General features: G+C 59.5%; 15 protein-coding genes. 11 read left to right on the top strand and 4 right to left on the bottom strand.

What is annotated here, in order from left to right:
• The first annotated feature begins 139 nt into the window (after positions 1–139).
• The 10 genes from betA to yccS all read left to right on the top strand — a co-directional run bounded on the left by betA (position 140) and on the right by yccS (position 15,114).
• Positions 140–1,843 carry a choline dehydrogenase gene (gene betA / locus E4O97_RS11940; RefSeq protein WP_005792174.1) on the top strand — a complete coding sequence of 568 codons (1,704 nt, stop codon included), beginning with the start codon at positions 140–142 and terminating at the stop codon, positions 1,841–1,843.
• A gap of 225 nt (positions 1,844–2,068) precedes the next feature.
• On the top strand, positions 2,069–3,511 hold the full coding sequence (locus E4O97_RS11935; RefSeq protein WP_248161399.1) for a TldD/PmbA family protein: 1,443 nt from the start codon (positions 2,069–2,071) through the stop codon (positions 3,509–3,511).
• On the top strand, positions 3,511–4,827 hold the full coding sequence (locus tag E4O97_RS11930; RefSeq protein WP_032879031.1) for a TldD/PmbA family protein: 1,317 nt from the start codon (positions 3,511–3,513) through the stop codon (positions 4,825–4,827). The genes E4O97_RS11935 and E4O97_RS11930 overlap by 1 nt, the downstream gene beginning before the upstream one ends.
• 247 nt (positions 4,828–5,074) lie before the next feature.
• The gene (locus E4O97_RS11925) at positions 5,075–6,592 is read left to right on the top strand and encodes a hypothetical protein (protein ID WP_248161397.1); all 1,518 of its coding nucleotides are present in this window, start codon (positions 5,075–5,077) and stop codon (positions 6,590–6,592) included.
• 75 nt (positions 6,593–6,667) lie between these two features.
• Entirely contained in the window at positions 6,668–7,405 is a 738-nt protein-coding gene (locus tag E4O97_RS11920) for a hypothetical protein (protein WP_248161396.1), read from the top strand.
• Positions 7,406–7,619: 214 nt separating this feature from the next.
• Complete coding sequence (locus E4O97_RS11915; RefSeq protein ID WP_078822533.1) at positions 7,620–8,492, top strand: alpha/beta hydrolase; 873 nt, start codon at positions 7,620–7,622, stop codon at positions 8,490–8,492.
• Between the two features lie 53 nt (positions 8,493–8,545).
• Positions 8,546–9,973: a multidrug transporter subunit MdtD gene (gene mdtD / locus E4O97_RS11910; RefSeq protein WP_032879027.1), complete on the top strand. Its 1,428-nt coding sequence runs from the start codon at positions 8,546–8,548 to the stop codon at positions 9,971–9,973.
• 130 nt (positions 9,974–10,103) lie between these two features.
• Complete coding sequence (gene dbpA / locus E4O97_RS11905; RefSeq protein ID WP_232289440.1) at positions 10,104–11,441, top strand: ATP-dependent RNA helicase DbpA; 1,338 nt, start codon at positions 10,104–10,106, stop codon at positions 11,439–11,441.
• Positions 11,442–11,600: 159 nt separating this feature from the next.
• A complete protein-coding gene (locus E4O97_RS11900; RefSeq protein ID WP_032879024.1) occupies positions 11,601–12,779 on the top strand; it encodes an NAD(P)/FAD-dependent oxidoreductase in 1,179 nt (392 codons plus the stop codon).
• 151 nt (positions 12,780–12,930) lie between these two features.
• On the top strand, positions 12,931–15,114 hold the full coding sequence (yccS, locus tag E4O97_RS11895; protein ID WP_078822535.1) for a YccS family putative transporter: 2,184 nt from the start codon (positions 12,931–12,933) through the stop codon (positions 15,112–15,114).
• Between the two features lie 109 nt (positions 15,115–15,223).
• Here yccS and E4O97_RS11890 read toward each other — a convergent pair whose 3' ends face one another.
• Positions 15,224–15,961: a transporter substrate-binding domain-containing protein gene (locus tag E4O97_RS11890; protein ID WP_032879022.1), complete on the bottom strand. Its 738-nt coding sequence runs from the start codon at positions 15,959–15,961 to the stop codon at positions 15,224–15,226.
• A gap of 197 nt (positions 15,962–16,158) precedes the next feature.
• Here E4O97_RS11890 and E4O97_RS11885 point away from each other — a divergent pair, with 197 nt between their 5' ends.
• Entirely contained in the window at positions 16,159–16,611 is a 453-nt protein-coding gene (locus E4O97_RS11885) for a GNAT family N-acetyltransferase (RefSeq protein ID WP_078822536.1), read from the top strand.
• Between the two features lie 97 nt (positions 16,612–16,708).
• Here the strand turns inward: E4O97_RS11885 and E4O97_RS11880 are convergent, their stop codons facing one another.
• The 3 genes from E4O97_RS11880 to E4O97_RS11870 are packed head-to-tail and all read right to left on the bottom strand — an operon-like array spanning position 16,709 to position 19,671.
• Positions 16,709–17,005: a winged helix-turn-helix domain-containing protein gene (locus E4O97_RS11880; protein ID WP_057710268.1), complete on the bottom strand. Its 297-nt coding sequence runs from the start codon at positions 17,003–17,005 to the stop codon at positions 16,709–16,711.
• A 17-nt stretch (positions 17,006–17,022) separates the two neighbouring features.
• Positions 17,023–17,523: a M48 family metallopeptidase gene (locus E4O97_RS11875; RefSeq protein ID WP_032879017.1), complete on the bottom strand. Its 501-nt coding sequence runs from the start codon at positions 17,521–17,523 to the stop codon at positions 17,023–17,025.
• A 42-nt stretch (positions 17,524–17,565) separates the two neighbouring features.
• Positions 17,566–19,671, bottom strand: coding sequence for an EAL domain-containing protein (locus E4O97_RS11870; RefSeq protein WP_248161395.1), 2,106 nt, complete (start codon positions 19,669–19,671; stop codon positions 17,566–17,568).
• Positions 19,672–19,686: the final 15 nt, after the last annotated feature.

Here is a 19,686-nt window from a genome sequence, read left to right as displayed (position 1 = left end):
CGAGCCTTGTATTGCCTGTAAGGCCGCCATCGGGGGCAAGCCCCCTCCCACCTTTGACTGTGTGAACCCGATCAAATGTGGGAGGGGGCTTGCTCCCGATGAGGCCCGACCTGACTAGACTTCAAAGAGGGTGCATCCAATGTCCCAAGAATACGATTACATCATTGTGGGTGCCGGCTCCGCCGGTAACACCCTGGCGACCCGTCTGACCGAAGACGAAGGCGTCACCGTCCTGCTGCTGGAGGCCGGTGGCCCGGACTACCGCCTCGACTTCCGTACCCAGATGCCCGCCGCCCTGGCTTTCCCGCTGCAAGGCCGCCGCTACAACTGGGCCTACGAAACCGATCCAGAGCCACACATGGACGGTCGCCGGATGGAGTGCGGTCGCGGCAAGGGCCTGGGTGGTTCTTCGCTGATCAACGGCATGTGCTATATCCGTGGCAATGCCATGGACTATGACAACTGGTCGAAGCTGCCCGGTCTGGAAGACTGGACGTACCTCGATTGCCTGCCGTATTTCCGCAAGGCAGAAACCCGCGATATTGGCCCGAACGACTACCACGGTGGCGAAGGCCCGGTCAGCGTGACTACGCCGAAAGCGGGCAACAACCCGTTGTTCCACGCCATGGTCGAAGCCGGCGTACAAGCCGGTTACCCGCGTACCGAAGACTTGAACGGTTACCAGCAAGAAGGCTTCGGCCCGATGGACCGTACCGTCACGCCGAATGGCCGTCGCGCCAGCACCGCACGCGGTTACCTGGACACGGCTAAAAAGCGTTCGACCCTGACCATCGTCACCCATGCCCTTACCGACAAAGTGTTGTTCGAAGGCAAGCGTGCCGTTGGCGTGCGCTACCTGATCGGTGCCGCCGAAGAGCGCGTTGAAGCCCGTGCGCGTAAAGAAGTATTGGTGTGCAGCGGTGCAATCGCTTCGCCGCAGTTGTTGCAACGCTCCGGTGTCGGCCCGGCCAAGCTGCTGGAAAGCCTCGACATCCCGGTGGTCCACGACCTGCCGGGCGTCGGCGAAAACCTGCAGGATCACCTTGAGCTGTACCTGCAATATGCGTGCACCCAGCCGGTGTCGCTGTACCCGTCGCTGCTCTGGTACAACCAGCCAGCCATCGGTGCCGAGTGGCTGTTCAACGGCACTGGCATTGGCGCCAGCAACCAGTTCGAAGCCGGCGGTTTTATCCGTTCGCGTCCGGAATTCGAATGGCCGAACATCCAGTACCACTTCCTGCCGGTCGCGATTAACTACAACGGCAGCAACGGTGTGAAAGAGCACGGTTTCCAGGCACACATGGGCTCCATGCGTTCGCCAAGCCGTGGCCGCGTGCAACTGAAGTCGAAGAACCCACGGGACTACCCGAGCATCCTCTTCAACTACATGGCCACCGAGCAGGACTGGCAGGAGTTTCGCGATGGCATCCGCCTGACCCGTGAAATCATGCAGCAGCCGGCACTGGATCAATACCGTGGCCGCGAAATCAGCCCGGGTATTGAAGTGCAAACCGATGAGCAGCTCGACAAGTTCATCCGCGAGCACGCCGAAACCGCGTTCCACCCGTCCTGCTCGTGCAAGATGGGCACCGACGAGATGGCCGTAGTGGATGGCGAAGGCCGCGTGCATGGCATGCAGGGTCTGCGTGTAGTCGATGCGTCGATCATGCCGATCATCACCACCGGTAACCTGAACGCGCCGACGATCATGATCGCCGAAAAAATCGCCGACAAGATCCGTGGCCGCAAGCCACTGCCGCGCAGCACCGCCGACTACTACGTGGCAGGCGATGCGCCGGTTCGTGGCAAGCCGATGCGTGAAGTAGGGCCTACTGCGCAGTAACTGATACACCGCGGCGCCTGATATCGCAGGCAAGCCAGCTCCCACATTTGACTGTATTTGCACATCTGAATTTGTGAACACAGTCAGTGTGGGAGGGGGCTTGCCCCCGATGAGGCCCTGACAGACACCACAAAACCTCCCCCTCTACACTTTCCTTGATCAGCTCCCAGCCCCGGCCTACTCTGTTGGCCTGCCGCGCGCCGAGCCGCCCACAAGGAAGGCCCCATGTTCGAACACCACGCCACCCTCAAACAGCACTTCAGTGCCCTGCGCACCCGTGCCGAATTCTTCTCCCTGCGCTACGTACGCGAATCCGGTCAGTACCTGTCGGTACGCAAGAACGTCGCCGAACCACCACACCTGAGCCACGATGAAGGCGCCATGCTTACCGTGCGTCTCAATGGCGTGGAAGCCTATGCCGCGACCAACGACATTTCCCTTACCGGCCTGCAAGCGGCCCTTGAGCGCGCCGAACAGCAAGCCCGGCTGATCCAGCCCCACACCCTGCTCGACCTGCACCAGCAGCCGGTTTCCAATGAAGTCGCCGACTACCTGTCTCCGGACCTTGATCAGCCCTTCCCGTCCCTGAGCGACTGCTACCAATTGCTCGGCGATGAATCTGCCGCCGTGCCCAAGGATGAACGCCTGGTGACTTGGGAAGTCAGCCTGGGCACCACCCATGTTGAGCAGATCTACCTCAACAGCGCCGGCGCGCAACTACGTCAGGCCCAGCGCTTCGTCTTTCCTGGCCTGAGTGTCACCGCCTTCGACGGCAACGACAGCCAGACCCGCACCCTGGGCGGTACCAACTTCGGCCAGCAAGGCAGTGCCGGTGTGATCCAGCGCTTTGGCCTGGTGGGCGCCGCCCGCAAGGTGGCCGACGAAGCCCTGCAATTGCTGCTCGCACCCAATACGCCCCACGGCCAACGTGACCTGCTGCTGATGCCCGACCAGATGATCCTGCAGATCCACGAGTCCATCGGCCATCCGCTGGAACTCGACCGCATCCTGGGTGACGAGCGTAACTACGCCGGCACCAGTTTTGTGAAGACCAGCGACTTCGGCCATCTGCAATACGGCTCACCGCTGCTTAACGTGACCTTCGACCCGGACATCCCCGAACAGCTCGCCAGCTACAGCCATGACGACGACGGCACCCGCGCCAGCAAGCAATTCCTGATCCGCGATGGCCTGCTGCTCAAGCCCCTGGGCGGTGCGTTGTCGCAATTTCGCGCCGACTTGCCAGGCGTTGCCAACAGCCGCGCCTGCGGCTGGAACCGCCCGCCCATCGACCGCATGGCCAACCTGAATATCGAGGCCGGCGATAAAAGCATGGAGCAACTGGTGGGTGGCATTGAAAACGGCATCCTGATGTCGACCAACCGTTCGTGGTCCATCGACGATGCGCGCAACAAGTTCCAGTTCGGTTGCGAGTGGGGCCAGTTGATTGAAAACGGCGAACTCAAGGGCGTGGTGAAGAACCCCAACTATCGGGCAATTTCCGCGCAATTCTGGCGCAACCTCAGCGCGGTCGGCGACGCCAGCACCTTCAAGGTATTGGGCACGCCCAACTGCGGCAAGGGCGAGCCCAACCAGGTGATCCGCGTTGGCCATGCGTCGCCGGCCTGTGTATTCAGTAACATTGACGTATTTGGGGGCGATGCCTGATGAACCACTTCAAGGCACTGGTGGACTGGCTCAAGCAGGCCGTCACCGACAAGGAGCAGTTCCACCTGGGTTACGCGGATGAATCGTCCGAGTTCGTGCGTTTTAACCACGCACAGGTGCGCCAGGCCGGCCAAGTGCAACAGGCCAGCCTGAACCTCAAGCTGATCAACGATGGCCGCCACGCCGACCTGGGCATCACCCTGTCCGGCGAGGCGGCACTGGATCGCCAGCGTCTGGCCGATGCCCTGCAACAGCTGCGTGAAACCTTGCCGCTGCTGCCACGTGATCCGTACCTGCTGCTCAACCACAACGCCTGGCAAAGCAGCAACGAACAGCGACGGCCGCTGCCGGCGCTGGCCCAGGTGCTGGACGATATCAGCCAGGCTGCCGACGGCGTCGACCTGGTCGGTTTCTACGCCGCCGGCCCCATCAGCCGTGGTTTCGCCAGTTCCTCGGGCGCGTTCGGCTGGCATTGCGCCAACAGCTTCAACTTCGATTTCAGCCTGTTCCACGCCAATGGCGAAGCGGTCAAGGCCAGCTACGCAGGGCACACCTGGGACAGCGCCGAATTTGCCGCACGCTTTCAACAGGCCCGCGAGCAACTGGCGTTTCTGGGGCGGCCGCTGCACAAGCTGGCGCCCGGCCAATACCGTGCCTACCTTGCACCGCCAGCGCTGGAAGAAATCATCAGCATCATTACCTGGGGTGGTTTTTCGGCCCAGGCCATCGCCAGCAAAGGCAGTTCGTTGCAGCGCCTGTATGCCGGTGAACAATCACTGAGCCCGCTGGTGACAATCAATGAACAGATCAGCGGTTCCCTGAGCCAGGCGTTTTCCACCGAAGGCTACCCGCGCGGGGATGTGCCCCTGATCCGGGCAGGCAAGGCCGAGGGTCAGTTGATCAACTCTCGCAGCGCCGCCGAATACGGTTTGAGCACCAACGGCGCCAGCAGCGACGAGTCGCCCAGCGCCTTGCAAATGGCGGCAGGCAGCCTGGCCCAGGCCGATATCCTCAAGCAGTTGGGCACCGGGTTATATATCAGCAACCTCTGGTACCTGAACTATTCCGACCTGCCAGCGGCGCGCCTGACCGGCATGACGCGCTTCGCCACGTTCTGGGTGGAAAACGGCGAAATCAAGGCGCCGGTCAGCACCATGCGTTTTGATGACAGTGTCTATCAGTTGCTCGGCTCGCAACTTGAGGCCCTGACCGCTGACCGGGAGTTACTGCTCTCGGCCAGCACTTACAGCCAGCGCAATACCGCCTCCAACCTGCTGCCGGGTGCCTTGGTCAAGCGCCTGACCTTGACGCTGTGAAACTTTCACAGCCCGCGTAAAAACTAATGGCAGCCGCTCCGGCTGCCATTAGTTATATAAGTGTCCGGCTATTTCCCTTCCTGCGTACAAACCGACCCAAGGCCGGATTTATCCTGCATCCAAAACCAATCGAGGTCACTCTCTGTAACCTATCCTCTCACCTATAGCGGGAACGCATTGCAGCAACAGGACACTTACAACAGTGATTCATTTGCGGGCAACCCACTATCAACTGCGGAGCATACTTATGAGCCTGAGCATTTCGACGCCCACCGGCAGTCATCGGTCGAGCGTAAATAGCTATTCACAAACAAGGGGCAAATCCGCAAATAACACGTCGAGTGCTGAAAACAATCTATTGTCTTCACACCTCCTCCGCGCCGTGCCTACCGAAACATCCGCAACACATGTCATGTCAGGAAAAGATAGAGGCGCCCCACCCAGTAACTTGTGGACTGGCTTGTATGCCACCTATGAAAAATACCCCTACTTTGGCCGTTATGACCACGATGACTGGGTGGCGGTAATTAAGGCCGCCATGTCGGGCCTCGGCCAGAGCCCCTTGAGTATTTTTGATGAAGTCAAGGACACCGGAAACGGCTACAACATCACCATGAAAGACGGCTTCAAACTGCATATATCCAACGATGAACTAGCACTGGCTACCCACCATGCCAAGTTTGCGGGCGACGATGAGGGCATGCTAAAAGATGCACGCTTTATTTTTGCGATCATGAATAAACGCAAGCACCTTGAAGCACAATACAACTACAGAAAAATCGATTATCGCACCCATATTCACCAACACAGCTTTGGTGCTGTTCTGAGTTCTTCTGATTACGGGATCAGCGGGTACGAGGGTTTAAAGCTTTTAGGGCTTGACTACCAACTACAGCATGTGTGGTCTCAGGACGTAGGGAACCAGGTAGCCGTACCGGCAATGAAGGTATTTTCGAGTAAGCGCGGCATGATTAATGACGGCTTTATGGAAAACTACGGGCACAAGAAAAAGGTACCACAATGGATAGAAAGCTTTATTGTCCTTAAGGCCCCCCACACCTCCATGCCGACGCCTATTGCGGTCCCTCAGATATCAACACCTTCCACCTTCACGCTCGAACCCCTTCCCCCTGAAGGTGATATTCAGGCCGACCATGAACTCCCGGAGCTTTCTGCCAAACGAAATGGACAGAAACCAGATAACCTGGTCACCGGGTTTTACACGCAAAGACCTTTTGTCTTTCAAGGTGAGACTTCAACCCACGCCGATGTCATAAAATTGCTGATGTCCAAGTTCGGGCAGAGCCCAACCGATGTTTTTTCAAATGTAAAATTCGCCCATAACGCCTATCAGGTCACCTTTAGGGACGGATTTGAATTGACCCTCTCGCGGGACGAACTTGAGCAAGCCCAACAACACTCCTTATTCATCGGGCACGATGATGGCATGATAAAGGACGCCAACTTCATCTTCGCAGCCTACATCAAACGTCAACAACTCCAGCCCCCCGTGCGTTCCTTTGGGCAGAGTTTCGAAGCAGCATTGATTGGCAACATTGATGGCCGTACGGTAAAAAATGTTCTGGAAGGGATGGGCGTGAGCTCATCTATTAAATACATGGAAAGAGCAGGCGATGCCGATGGCCTGACCGTGTTGATCGGCAGTAACGCTGGTGGGCTGTTCTACAACGGCAGGCTCATAAAGGAAGGTAAAAACCTTCCTGGGGATGAGAAGGTACACACCCACGGATATCAACTCGCATAATAATAAATCCTCACCGTCAGTTCTCAGACAACCTGTTCACCGACAGTCCCCTTTATGCACCCCGAGTCAATTACTATGAATATCGGTTTCTCTCCACTGAATGGCCTCAACTATCCAACCCCTTACGATAATAGTCGCATCAACAATCGCCACTTGGAAAAAGGCGAATTCAATGCTGCCTACACCCGCAAAGATGATGCCCCCGCCCGTACAATTGTTTGCTCGACCACCGACTCGGGCATCAGACCAAAAAACATATGGCGAGATTTCTTTCAAGTCACCGAAGGTAACTGTGTCACGGTGTCAGCCATCAAGGCGGCGATGGCCAAGTTCGGCAGCCATCCAGAGGGTATTTATAAAAAGATAACCCGGACACCTGAAGGTTATGACGTAGTGATGCGCGACGATGTCCGCATCACCCTGACCCATCAAGAACTGCTTCAAGCCATGGAGCACACAGGATTCGCTGGTAGCGGCAAGGTCTTGCGACATGCCGTTTTTCTATATGCGGCCAGCGCAAAGCGGGCGCAGAACGAAAACAATGACCACCGGGCCAGCCAGAACTTTAAGACCGCAATGGACACCTTGAACGACGGAGAACACCCTGGTGAAGCGTTAACCCGCCTTGGGCTCAAGCACTCTATGCGCAGCGGCACTCTTGAGGAATTAAAAAATGGAGCGATAGGTACCCTTGCCAACTCCAGCCATTCTGTCGCCGTCATTGATGGCCATATCGACTTGTGGAGTATCAAAGTTCCTCTTGGCGACTCACCATTCGACAGTAAAGAAAATACCGTATTGGTGTTGGCTTAAATCAATCTTTGCCTGACTTGCCTGTAAGTGGACTCATCTGTCAGGCAAATCCCTTCCCACTGGTAAACTTTCTGCGGTGCTCTCATTTGGCGAATCCGCCTATTGTCCCCTCCCTGATTCCTCGTTATAAGGCTTGATGGCATCCCGCCACCCCACCCACGTGCCCGCACGTGATGCATGACCTTGCCTGGACTGGGCAAGCTGGAGCCTTCAGATGAACCATGGAAGTTTTGTCATAGAGAAGCTGTTCAAACACTACAACGTTCACGTAGAGCAGCTCGGTAACCATCCGCATAGAAAAACCGTATTGATGGTCAATGGCGCGCTGTCCACCACGCGCTCCTTTGCCCGCACCAGCAAATGCCTGGCCGAGCATTTCAATGTGCTGCTGTTCGACTTGCCGTTCTCCGGCTACTCGCGCGAGCACAACAACGACCTTGACCTGGTCACCAAGGACGACGAGGTGCAAATCCTGCGTGCCCTGGTGGAACGCTTTGAGGTCAACCATCTGGTGTCGGCCTCGTGGGGCGGCATCTCTACGCTGCTGACCCTGGCGCACAACCCGCCCTCCATCGAAAGCTCGGTGGTGATGGCCCTGGCGCCCAACCTCAACCAGGCCATGCTCGAATACGTGGAGCGCGTGCGCGTGTTGATCGAGGCCGATGACAAATCTGCGGTCGGCCACCTGCTCAACGAGACGGTCGGCAAATACCTGTCGCCGCGCCTCAAGCGCAACAACCATCGGCACCTGTCGACCATGGCCACTACCGAGTACCGCCAGGCGCGCTTTCACATTCACCAGGTCCTGGCCTTGGGCGATGGCAACTACTTGCCGGCGCTGCGACAGATCGAGACGCCGGTGCACTTTCTCAACGGTGCGCTGGACGAATACACCCCGGCCGCCGAGGCCCAGCTGTTCAAACAATATGTAGGCCGCAGCAGCTTTGCGGTGGCCGAGCATACCGGCCACCTGCTGGACCTGGAGTCTCGGGAGGCGGCGCTGGCAGTTCACCGTGCATTGCTGGATTTCCTGGTCGGAGAGCACGCAACGTTGTCGGACTTAGACGAACCGCCAGTGGGAAAATGAGCGACGAATGGCGCATAATCGCCAACACATAGCCTGCTAATAAAAGGGTCCCCATGCCGAATCGTGCCCCTCTCGATGCCAAGACCGCCCGCTGGCTCCCCTGGGTGGTAGCGATTGCCTTCTTCATGCAATCGCTGGATGGGACGATCCTCAACACGGCTCTGCCGGCCATGGCCCGGGACCTCGCGGAGAACCCGCTGCGCATGCAGGGGGTGGTGATCGCCTACATGCTCACCGTCGCCCTGCTGATCCCCGCATCGGGCTGGATCGCCGACCGCTTTGGCACCAAGAAGATTTTCTTTGGCGCGATCATGCTGTTCAGCCTCGGCTCACTGCTGTGCGCGTTGTCCAGCAGCCTGACCATGCTGGTGGGCGCACGGGTGATCCAGGGCTTGGGCGGTGCGCTGATGCTGCCGGTCGGGCGGCTAGTAGTGCTGCGCGCTTATCCACGCTCCGAGCTGGTGCGCATCATGGGCTTCATCACCATCCCCGGCCTGCTCGGCCCATTACTGGGCCCGACCATGGGCGGCTGGATGGTGCAATACCTGACCTGGCACTGGATCTTCCTGATCAACCTGCCGGTGGGCATGATCGGCTGCTATGCCGTGTGGAAATTCATTCCCGACCTGCGCGGCAGCGAACGCACGCGCTTCGACGGCCTGGGTTTCCTGCTGTTCGGCGCGGCAATGGTGCTGATCACCATCGCCATGGAGGGCCTGGGCGAACTGCACCTGCCGCACCTGCGGGTCATATTGCTGCTGTTCGGCGGGTTCGCCTGCCTGGCGGCGTACTGGCTGCGCGCCGGGCATATTGATAACCCATTGTTCTCGCCGGTGCTGTTCAAGACCCGCACCTTTGCCGTCGGCATTCTGGGCAACCTGTTTGCGCGGCTGGGCAGCGGCGCACTGCCGTTCCTGGTACCGCTGCTGTTGCAGGTGGCACTGGGTTACTCGCCATCGGAAGCCGGGATGAGCATGTTGCCGCTTGCGGCGGCGGCGATGTTTGCCAAGTCCGTGGCAAGGCCGCTGATCGAGCGCCTCGGTTATCGCATCGTGCTGACCGGCAACACCTTGGCTCTGGGCATCATGCTGGCGAGCATGGGCCTGGTCAGCGAGCACACGCCCTACCCGCTGCTGCTGGCAATGCTGGCGGTGCTGGGGGCGATCAACTCCCTGCAATTCACCGCGATGAACACCGTGACCCTGATCGACCTCGACGACGCCCAGGCCAGCAGCGGCAACAGTTTGTTGTCGGTGGTGGCGCAGTTGTCCCTCAGCCTCGGCGTGGCCTGTGCCGGCGCGTTGCTTGGCGGGTTTACTGCCGAAGCCGGCAATGATGGTGTGGAGAGTGTCCTCGGCGCGTTCCAGTTGACCTTCCTCACCGTGGGCATCATGGCGATGCTGGCGGCGGCGATCTTCCTGCAATTGTCGCCAAAAGACGGCAAACGGGTGGTCAGCCGCGAGCACGATATCGAGCACTGACGGGCTTCTCGTCGAGAACTTGCGGGGAAAATCCCACAGGGCTGGTACACTGCGCGACATTTTGTTTTGCAGAGCCAGTCCCGTGACTACCATCGCCACCGCTTTTAATACTTTGCCCCTGTCCTCCGCCATGCTGGCTAACCTCGACTCGCTGGGTTACGTCGAGATGACGCAGATCCAGGCGCAAAGCTTGCCGGTGATCCTCAAAGGGCTGGACCTGATTGCCCAGGCCAAGACCGGCAGCGGCAAGACCGCCGCCTTCGGCATCGGCCTGTTGAACCCGATCAACCCACGTTACTTCGGTTGCCAGGCGCTGGTGATGTGCCCCACCCGTGAACTGGCCGACCAGGTCGCCAAGGAAATCCGTCGCCTGGCCCGTGCCGAAGACAACATCAAGGTGCTGACCCTGTGCGGCGGCGTGTCCCTCGGCCCGCAGATCGCCTCCCTGGAGCATGGCGCTCACGTCATCGTCGGCACTCCGGGCCGCATCCAGCAGCACCTGCGCAAAGGCTCGCTGGTACTGGATGGCCTGAACACCCTGATCCTCGACGAAGCCGACCGTATGCTCGACATGGGCTTCTACGACGCCATCGAAGACATCATCAGCAAGACCCCACCACGCCGCCAGACTTTACTGTTCTCGGCCACCTACCCGGTGAGCATCAAGCAGCTGGCGTCCAAGTTCATGCGTGCGCCGCAGCAGGTGAAGGCCGAGGCGTTCCACTCCGATGACCAGATCGAACAGCGCTTCTACGAAATCTCGCCGGAAGAGCGCATGGACGCGGTGACCAAGGTGCTCGCGCACTTCCGCCCGGCTTCCTGCGTGGCGTTCTGCTTCACCAAGCAGCAAGTGCAGGAAACTGTCGACCACCTGACAGCCAAAGGCATTTCCGCCGTCGGCCTGCACGGCGACCTGGAACAACGCGACCGTGACCAGGTACTGGCGATGTTCGCCAACCGCAGCACCTCGGTGCTGGTAGCTACCGACGTGGCTGCCCGTGGCCTGGACATCGACTCGCTGGACATGGTGATCAACGTCGAACTGGCCCGCGACTCGGAAATCCACATCCACCGCGTTGGCCGTACCGGTCGTGCTGGCGAGACCGGTATCGCCATCAGCCTGGTGGCGCCGTCCGAAGCGCACCGCGCCCAGGCCATCGAGCAACTGCAGAAGTCGCCGCTGAACTGGGACCAACTGGACAACCTCAAGCCGCAAAGCGGTGGCCCGCTACTGCCGCAGATGAGCACCCTGTGCATCGCCGCCGGGCGTAAAGACAAAGTCCGCCCAGGCGACATTCTGGGTGCATTGACCGGTGAAGCCGGCATTCCGGGCGCCCAGGTCGGCAAGATTGCGATCTTTGACTTCCAGGCATTCGTGGCCGTGGAACGCGGGATCGCCAAGCAGGCGTTGCAGCGCTTGAATGACGGCAAGATCAAAGGCCGTTCGTTGCGTGTGCGGATCTTGTAAATATCTCGCACACCAATGGAGATTCAAATGTGGGAGGGGGCTTGCTCCCGATAGCGGAGTCTCAGTCAATATAGATGTGACTGAACCACCGCCATCGGGAGCAAGCCCCCTCCCACATTTGACTGTATTTCAATTCAGAATTTGTATGAGGACACCGTTTTGCGCTCGACCGAAGTTGTGATCATTGGCGCCGGCGCGGCAGGCTTGATGTGCGCGCTGACTGCCGCCGGGCGTGGGCGCAAAGTGATGCTGATCGACCACGCCAACAAGGCCGGCAAAAAGATCCTGATGTCCGGTGGTGGCCGCTGCAACTTCACCAATATGTACACCGAGCCAGCCAACTTCCTCTCGCATAACGCGCACTTCTGCAAGTCGGCCCTGGCGCGCTACACCCAGTGGGATTTCATTGGGCTGGTGGCCAAGCACGGCGTGCCGTACCACGAGAAAAAACTCGGCCAGCTGTTCTGCGATAACAAGTCCAGCGACATCCTCGGCATGTTGCTCGATGAGTGCATCCAGACCGGCGTGAGCCTGCACCTGGACACCTCCATCGAGGAAATCGCCAGGCTCGATAGCGGCTACCAATTGCAGACCACGCTCGGCGAGTTGCACTGCGAGTCGCTGGTGATTGCCACCGGTGGCTTGTCGATCCCCACATTGGGCGCCACCGGTTTTGGCTATCAAGTGGCCAAGCAATTTGGCCACGAACTGCTGCCAACCCGCGCCGGGCTGGTGCCGTTTACCATCACCGACCAGCTCAAGCCATTGTGCAGTGAGTTATCCGGCACTTCAGTGGATTGCCTGGTGAGCTGCAACGGCCAGAGCTTTCGCGAGAACATGCTGTTCACCCATCGCGGCCTGAGCGGGCCGGCGATTTTGCAGATCTCGTCTTACTGGGAATCCGGCGACACGGTGGAAATCAACCTGTTGCCCGATCATGACGCCCATGACTGGCTGCAACAGCAACAGGCCGAGCATCCCAACAGCGAGCTGAAGACCCTGCTGGGGGAGATTTTCACCAAGAAGATGGCCAACCTGCTGGCCCAAAGCTGGTTCGAATCCAAACCGATGAAGCAGTACACCCATGCTGAAATTGCCGATATCGCGCAAAAGCTTGGGAGCTGGCAACTCGTACCGGCCGGCACCGAGGGCTATCGCACCGCCGAGGTAACCTTAGGTGGAGTGGACACGCGGGAAGTGTCGTCCAAGACCATGGAATCACTGAAAAGCCCTGGCCTGTACTTCATCGGCGAAGTGCTGGATGTGACCGGTCACTTGGGCGGGTTCAACTTTCAGTGGGCCTGGGCGTCGGGCTACGCAGCCGCGCAATACGCCTGACACAAAGCAGTAAAAATGTGGGAGCAAGCCCCCTCCCACATTGGTTTTGTAGTGATCTTGAAAAATTTGCTGTTGGATGTGATCACCACACTTGCCGTGGCGTCCTTGATAGCTCAATTTAGCGACAACGTCCCGGAAGACTCCAGACTTCATGTCATCGACCTCGTTCAAGCAGTCCATGCGGCGCCTGTGGGCGCTGGATAAATTCAGCTACAGCGTACGGGTGTTCATCGCCCTCACCGGCAGCATGGCGCTGTGTTGGTACCAGGATGAAATGACGCTGTTGATCCCGCTGTTCCTGGGGATTATCGCCAGTGCCCTGGCCGAGACTGATGACAGTTGGCAGGGCCGCCTCAACGCCCTGGCGGTGACACTGGTGTGTTTCAGCATCGCCGCGCTGTCGGTGGAATTGCTGTTCCCCTACCCCTGGATCTTTGCCATCGCCCTGGCCCTGGCCAGTTTCTCCCTGACCATGCTCGGTGCGCTGGGCGAACGCTATGGCGCGATTGCCTCGGCCACCCTGATTCTGTCGGTCTACACCATGATCGGCGTGGACCAGCGCGGCGGCGCCGTCACCGACTTCTGGCATGAGCCGCTGCTGCTGGTGGCCGGCGCCGCCTGGTACGGCGTGCTGTCGGTGGTGTGGCAGGCGCTGTTTTCCAACCAGCCGGTGCAGCAGAGCCTGGCGCGGTTGTTCCGTGAGCTGGGGCGCTATCTCAAGCTCAAGTCATCCTTGTTCGAGCCGATCCGCCAACTGGATGTGGAAGCCCGGCGCCTGGAACTGGCCCAGCAAAATGGCCGGGTGGTCGCCGCGCTGAATGCGGCCAAGGAAATCATTCTGCACCGTGTCGGCAATGGTCGACCGGGCTCGAAGGTCAGCCGCTACCTGAAGCTGTATTTCCTGGCCCAGGACATCCACGAACGCGCCAGTTCGTCTCACTACCCGTACAACGCCCTGACCGATGCCTTTTTCCACAGCGATGTGCTGTTTCGCTGCCAGCGCCTGCTGCGCCAGCAAGGCAAAGCCTGCCAGACCCTGGCCGAATCGATCCAACTGCGCCAACCGTTCATCTATGACGACAGCTTCGCCGAGGCCCTGGGCGACCTGAACGCCTCCCTGGAGCACCTGCGCATCCAGAGCAACCCCGCCTGGCGTGGCCTGTTGCGCTCGTTGCGCGCCTTGGCCGCCAACCTGTCCACCCTTGACCGCCTGCTGGGCGACGCCAGCAACCCCGATGCCCTGGCAGACGCCACCGACAGCAACCTGTTGGACCGCGCCCCGCGCAACTTCAAGGAAATGTGGACGCGCCTGCGCACCCAACTCACGCCGACGTCATTGCTGTTTCGGCACGCCTTGCGCCTGTCACTGGCATTGACCATCGGCTATGGCACCCTGCACGCCATCCACGCGTCCCAAGGTTACTGGATCATCCTCACCACCCTGTTCGTCTGCCAGCCGAGCTACGGCGCCACCCGCCGCAAACTCGGCCAGCGGATCATCGGCACCGCCATCGGCCTGACCGTGGCCTGGGCGCTGTTCGACTTGTTCCCCAACCCGGTCGTGCAATCGATGTTCGCCATCGCTGCGGGCCTGGTGTTCTTTATCAACCGCACCACGCGCTACACCCTGGCGACTGCAGCGATCACCCTGATGGTGCTGTTCTGCTTCAACCAGGTGGGCGATGGCTACGGGCTGTTTCTGCCTCGCCTGTTCGATACCCTGCTTGGCAGCCTGATCGCGGGGCTGGCGGTATTCCTGTTCCTGCCGGACTGGCAAGGCCGGCGCCTGAACAAAGTGCTGGCCAATACCCTGACCTGCAACAGCATCTACCTGCGCCAGATCATGCAGCAATACGCCGCCGGCAAGAGCGACGACCTGGCCTACCGCCTGGCCCGGCGCAACGCGCATAACGCCGATGCCGCGCTATCCACTACGCTGGCGAATATGCTGATGGAGCCTGGGCACTTTCGTAAGGAGGCCGACGTAGGCTTTCGCTTTCTGGTGCTGTCCCACACCTTGCTCAGCTATTTGTCGGGTTTGGGTGCGCACCGCGAAACCCAGCTACCGGCCGACGTGCGTGAGCATTTGATCGAAGGCGCAGGCAACAGCCTGGCGGCAAGCATTGATGAGATCGCCAGCGGCCTGGCCAACAAACAGCCGATTGCGATCCAGAGTGATGCCGAGGAAGGGTTGGCGGCAGAGTTGGAGCAAATGCCGGACGAGATCGATGAGGCGCAGCGGCTGGTGCAAACGCAGTTGGCGTTGATTTGTCGGCAGTTGGGGCCGTTGCGCACGTTGGCCGCGCACTTGATCAAAGACACCAGCGCGGCTTAGGCCGCTATCGGGGGCAAGTCGAATCGTCGCACCGCCCCTCCCACATTCGATTGGTGTATGCCGGTCCATTGTGGGAGGGGGCTTGCCCCCGATGAGGCCCGCACAGACGCTACATCCCATGCGCCTTCATCAACCGCGCATAACTGCCATCCGCCTTCATCCGCGCAATCTCCCGATCAAAACCGGCAACAATCTGCGCGTGTTCGGGGTTCTTCAGGCTGACCAGGATATGCAAGCTGTTCTGGCTCAAGGGCTCGCCCACAAATGCCACGGCATTGCGCACCCGCGGCGATTCCCGCGCCAGGTAGTAACGCGCTACGTATTCATCCTCCAGCGTCAACCGCACGCGCCGGGCCGCCAACATGCGCACGGCCATGGCAAAGTTGTGCACCGGCACTTTCTGCAACAGCGTGTCTTGGTCAAACGCTGCCGAGTAGGCGTAACCGCGCACCACGGCGATCGTCTCGTCGTGCAGTTCTGTCAGGTTGCGATAAGCAATGGGATCGTCGCTACGCTTGAGAAAGCGCACACGGTTAAGCAAATACTCGCCGGAAAATTGCCCCAACTGCGTACGGGCCTCGTCGTACCAGGCGTTGATCAGCACGTCGTAGCGTCCGTCCCCCACCCCTTTCAAGGCGCGAGCCCAAGGCACCTGGTCAAAATCACTGGCATACCCCGCACGGGCCAGGGCCGTGCTGACGATATCCGTGGCCAGGCCGCCATTGATCAGGGTGGCATCGGTAAACGGCGGCCAGCTATCCGCCACCAGGCGCAGGCGTTGTGCCAACACCGGTTGGGCCAGTAACAACACGGCGATCAAAGCAACGGCACGAGTCAATCGCGGCATGCTCAAAGTCCTTGGCGGGCAGGCAGTGGCCTGATAACAGTAGCTCATCAATGAGCTTGCATTGCAGATTACACAAAGAAGCCAACGGCGCACGCACTCAATGATGGCAAATTGACGCCATTCACACATTTGCCAATTTTAGACAGCGCCGCCCGCCACGCTTACTATCCAGGCACGTCTTTATCAGAGCACACATCATGACGGTTGATTGGGTTTGCAAACATCACGACGACTTGGGCAAGGACCAGCTATATGCCGTCCTGCGTTTGCGCAGCGAGGTATTTGTCGTCGAGCAGAAATGCGCGTATCAGGACATCGATGGGCAGGACCTGGCCGGAGACACCCATCACCTGATGGCCTGGGACGACAATGAACTGGTGGCTTACTTGCGTCTGCTAGACCCGGAGTCTCAGGGCGGCGATGTGGTGATTGGCCGCGTTATCGTTTCGCCAGCGGCAAGGGGCACCGGGCTGGGGCATCAAATGCTGGAAAAGGCACTTGAGCGTATTGAGGATATCTGGCCGCAAACGCCGATTTTTCTCTCGGCCCAGGCGCACTTGCAGGGGTATTACGGGCGGTATGGGTTTGTGGTGGCGGGTGAGGAATACCTGGAGGACGATATTCCACATATTGGTATGCGGCGCATCTGAGGGCGCCATCGCAGGCAAGCCAGCTCCCACATTGGAACGCATTCAACTGTGGGAGCCGGGCTTGCCCGCGATAGCGTCAGTCCAGCCACTGCTGAACTCAGGGGTAGCCCAACACCTGCTTGATCGACGCCAGATTGGCCTCGATCCACCCCCGATCAATCGCGCCCCAATCCCGAATCCGATAACGCCCCGCATGGTTACGCGCACCATCCTCCTGCTCGAACTCACACACAATATCCAGGTCGGCCAACGCCGCAATCGTGTCCTGGGCCGTGCGCCGTGGCATGCCAGTGGCCTCGGTCAGCGCCGGGACGCTGCTGGCCAACTGGCTGTCGATCAAATACGCCACATACAGGCGGCGATAGAAGCTGCTTTTGGTCTTGCTCACATCCATGGTCTGTCGCCTTGTGGTTAGGGCTTGCCCTGCAAATCTCGCCAGGTAAGGTACACCCGCAGGTCGAATTCCACCTGATGGTAGTCCGGCATCATGTATTGGCAGAGTTTGTAGAACGCCTTGTTGTGGTCCGATTCCTTGAAGTGCGCCAGTTCATGCACCACGATCATGCGTAGAAACTGCGGGGCGGCCTCCTTGAACAGCGAAGCGATGCGAATCTCTTTCTTGGACTTGAGATTACCGCCCTGTACCCGGGAAATCGTGGTGTGCAAACCCAAGGCGCGATGGGTCAGGTCCAGCCGGTTATCGAACAGCACCTTGTCGATGGACGGCGCGTTGCGCAGGTGTTCCTGCTTCAAGGCCAGCGCGTAGGCATACAGCGCCTTGTCGCTCTGCACGGCGTGGCGTTCGGGGTAACGCTGCTCCAGATAGGCACCCAACTGATCCTTGGCGATCAGTTGACGCACTTGCTCCTGAAGCGCAGCGGGATAGGCCTGGAGGTATTTCAACGCAGTCATGGGGTGTGCAACGCAAATGGGACGGGCGCCAGTGTAGCGAATTCAACGCACGCGAGGGTACGACCAGCCTGCAACGTCCTCGGCCATCAACGGCAACGCCGCCCACGGTCCCTGGATATACGTGCAGCCATTGGCCTTGAGCCATTCTGTTTGCTCAAGGGTCTCTACGCCTTCAGCGATTACCAACACATCAAAATGCCCACACAACTGGATGATGCTGCGGGCCATTGCGGCATCCCGCGACGAGCCTGGCAGGCGCGCCACCAACTGCGGGTCAAGCTTGAGGGTGTCGAACGCAAGATCGCGCAAATGGGCCAGGGAGCAGTGGCCAGCACCAAAGTCATCCAGGGCTATACGCACGCCAATGCGGCGCAGTAACTGCAACTGTTTGGTCGACTCCTCAAGATTATTCATCAGGCAGTCTTCACCGATTTCCACCTCCAACTGCCGCCCACGCAGCCCATGTCGCTCCAGTACCTGCTGCAGTTGGTTGGCCAGGTTGGGCATATTGAACTGGCTGCTGCTCAGGCTCACGCTCAGCACCAGCTCAGGGTCGAAGGTAGCTTGCCAGGCCTGGCGCTGGGCAGCGACTTGCTGGTAGATCCAGGTGCTCAACTGGCTGATCAAGCGCGCCTCTTCCAACAACGGCAAAAACAAACCTGGTGGCACATCGCCGACACTCGGATGCTGCCAGCGCAACAGTGCTTCGACACCGCGCAGACGCCCATCCTCCAGGCACATCTGGGGTTGGTACACCAAGGTGAAATCCTTGTTCGCAATGGCTGTGCGTACGCTGTCTTCGAGCATCAGCCGCGAACGGGCGCGGCCGTTCATTTCCTGGTCGTAGTAACGATACTGCTGACGTCCGGCGCGCTTGGCTTCGTACATAGCGATATCTGCTGCCCGTAACAGACCGCTCAGGTCCGAGCCGCAATCCGGAAACGTCGCAATGCCAATACTGACGCCGAGCATCACATCCAGACCGTCGACCTGCTGGCACACAGACACTCGCTCGATCAGCTTTTCCGCGATCTTCGCAGCCTGTTCGGGGAACTCAAGCTCCAGCAAGGCGGTGAACTCGTCCCCGCCAATGCGTCCGAGAATGTCGTAGGAACGCAGACATGCCTGCATTTGTTCAGAAACCCAACGCAGCACGCGATCACCGGCGTCGTGGCCCAACGTATCGTTGACTCGCTTGAAGCCATCAAGGTCCAGGTACAGCAATACCAGCGCCTGCTCACTGCGTTCGCCGCGCAGCAACGTATTCTCCACCGCCTGATGAAAACCCCGCCGGTTCAGCAGCCCGGTCAACGGGTCGGTCACGGCCTGGAACTCCAGCTGCTGGTGCAGGTGGCGCACTTCAGACATGTCCAGCACTGTCACCACCATCGCCTGCTGCTCGGCAGGCAAGGGCGCGCAGGATAACGCCACCGGCACCTGCTGCCCGCGACCCGTACGCAAAATGGCATCGTGCTGGCGCCACGTCTGGCCCTTGCGATACGCCTCGTACATCGGGAAGCCCAGCCAAGTGGGCACATGAGGTTTTTGCAGAAAACTGAGGAAACTCTCCCCCTGCAACTCGGCCATCGTGGCATTGAGCAGCCGCGAAATGGCCGGGTTGGCGTACTCGATCACACTGGTGTCGCCCACCACCAGAATGCCCTCGGCGGCGTTATCCAGCACCGAGGCATTAAAGGCGCGGGCCAGTTCCAGGTCATGGCTCAGGCGCTGCAAAGCGCGGCGATTACGCTGGTGATCCAGCAACGCCTGCACCTTGGGCTTGAGGATAAGTGGGTCAAACGGCTTGAACAGGTAGTCGATCGCACCGCTGGCATACCCTTCAAGTACCGCATCGGGTGAATGGGCAGTGGCTGTCAGGAAGATAATCGGCGTCATGCGCGTGCGTTGGCTGCCACGCATCAGACGTGCCACCTCGAAGCCATCCATACCGGGCATGCGCACGTCCAGCAACACCAGGTCGACGTCGTGGGCCAGCAGCAATTCCAAGGCTTCCAGGCCGGAAGCGGCGGTCATTACCCGCCAGTCTTCACACTGCAATAGCGCACGCATGCTGACGAGATTTTCCGGGTAGTCATCGACCACCAAAAGGACCGAACTGGCATCGCCTGGGTGTGGAGCGCAATCCATGCTACGTCTCTTCCT

The sequence above is a fragment of the Pseudomonas sp. W15Feb34 genome (genome assembly GCF_023127765.1).
GTDB lineage: Bacteria > Pseudomonadota > Gammaproteobacteria > Pseudomonadales > Pseudomonadaceae > Aquipseudomonas > Aquipseudomonas synxantha_A.
This window is presented reverse-complemented; position numbering and strand designations above follow the sequence as displayed.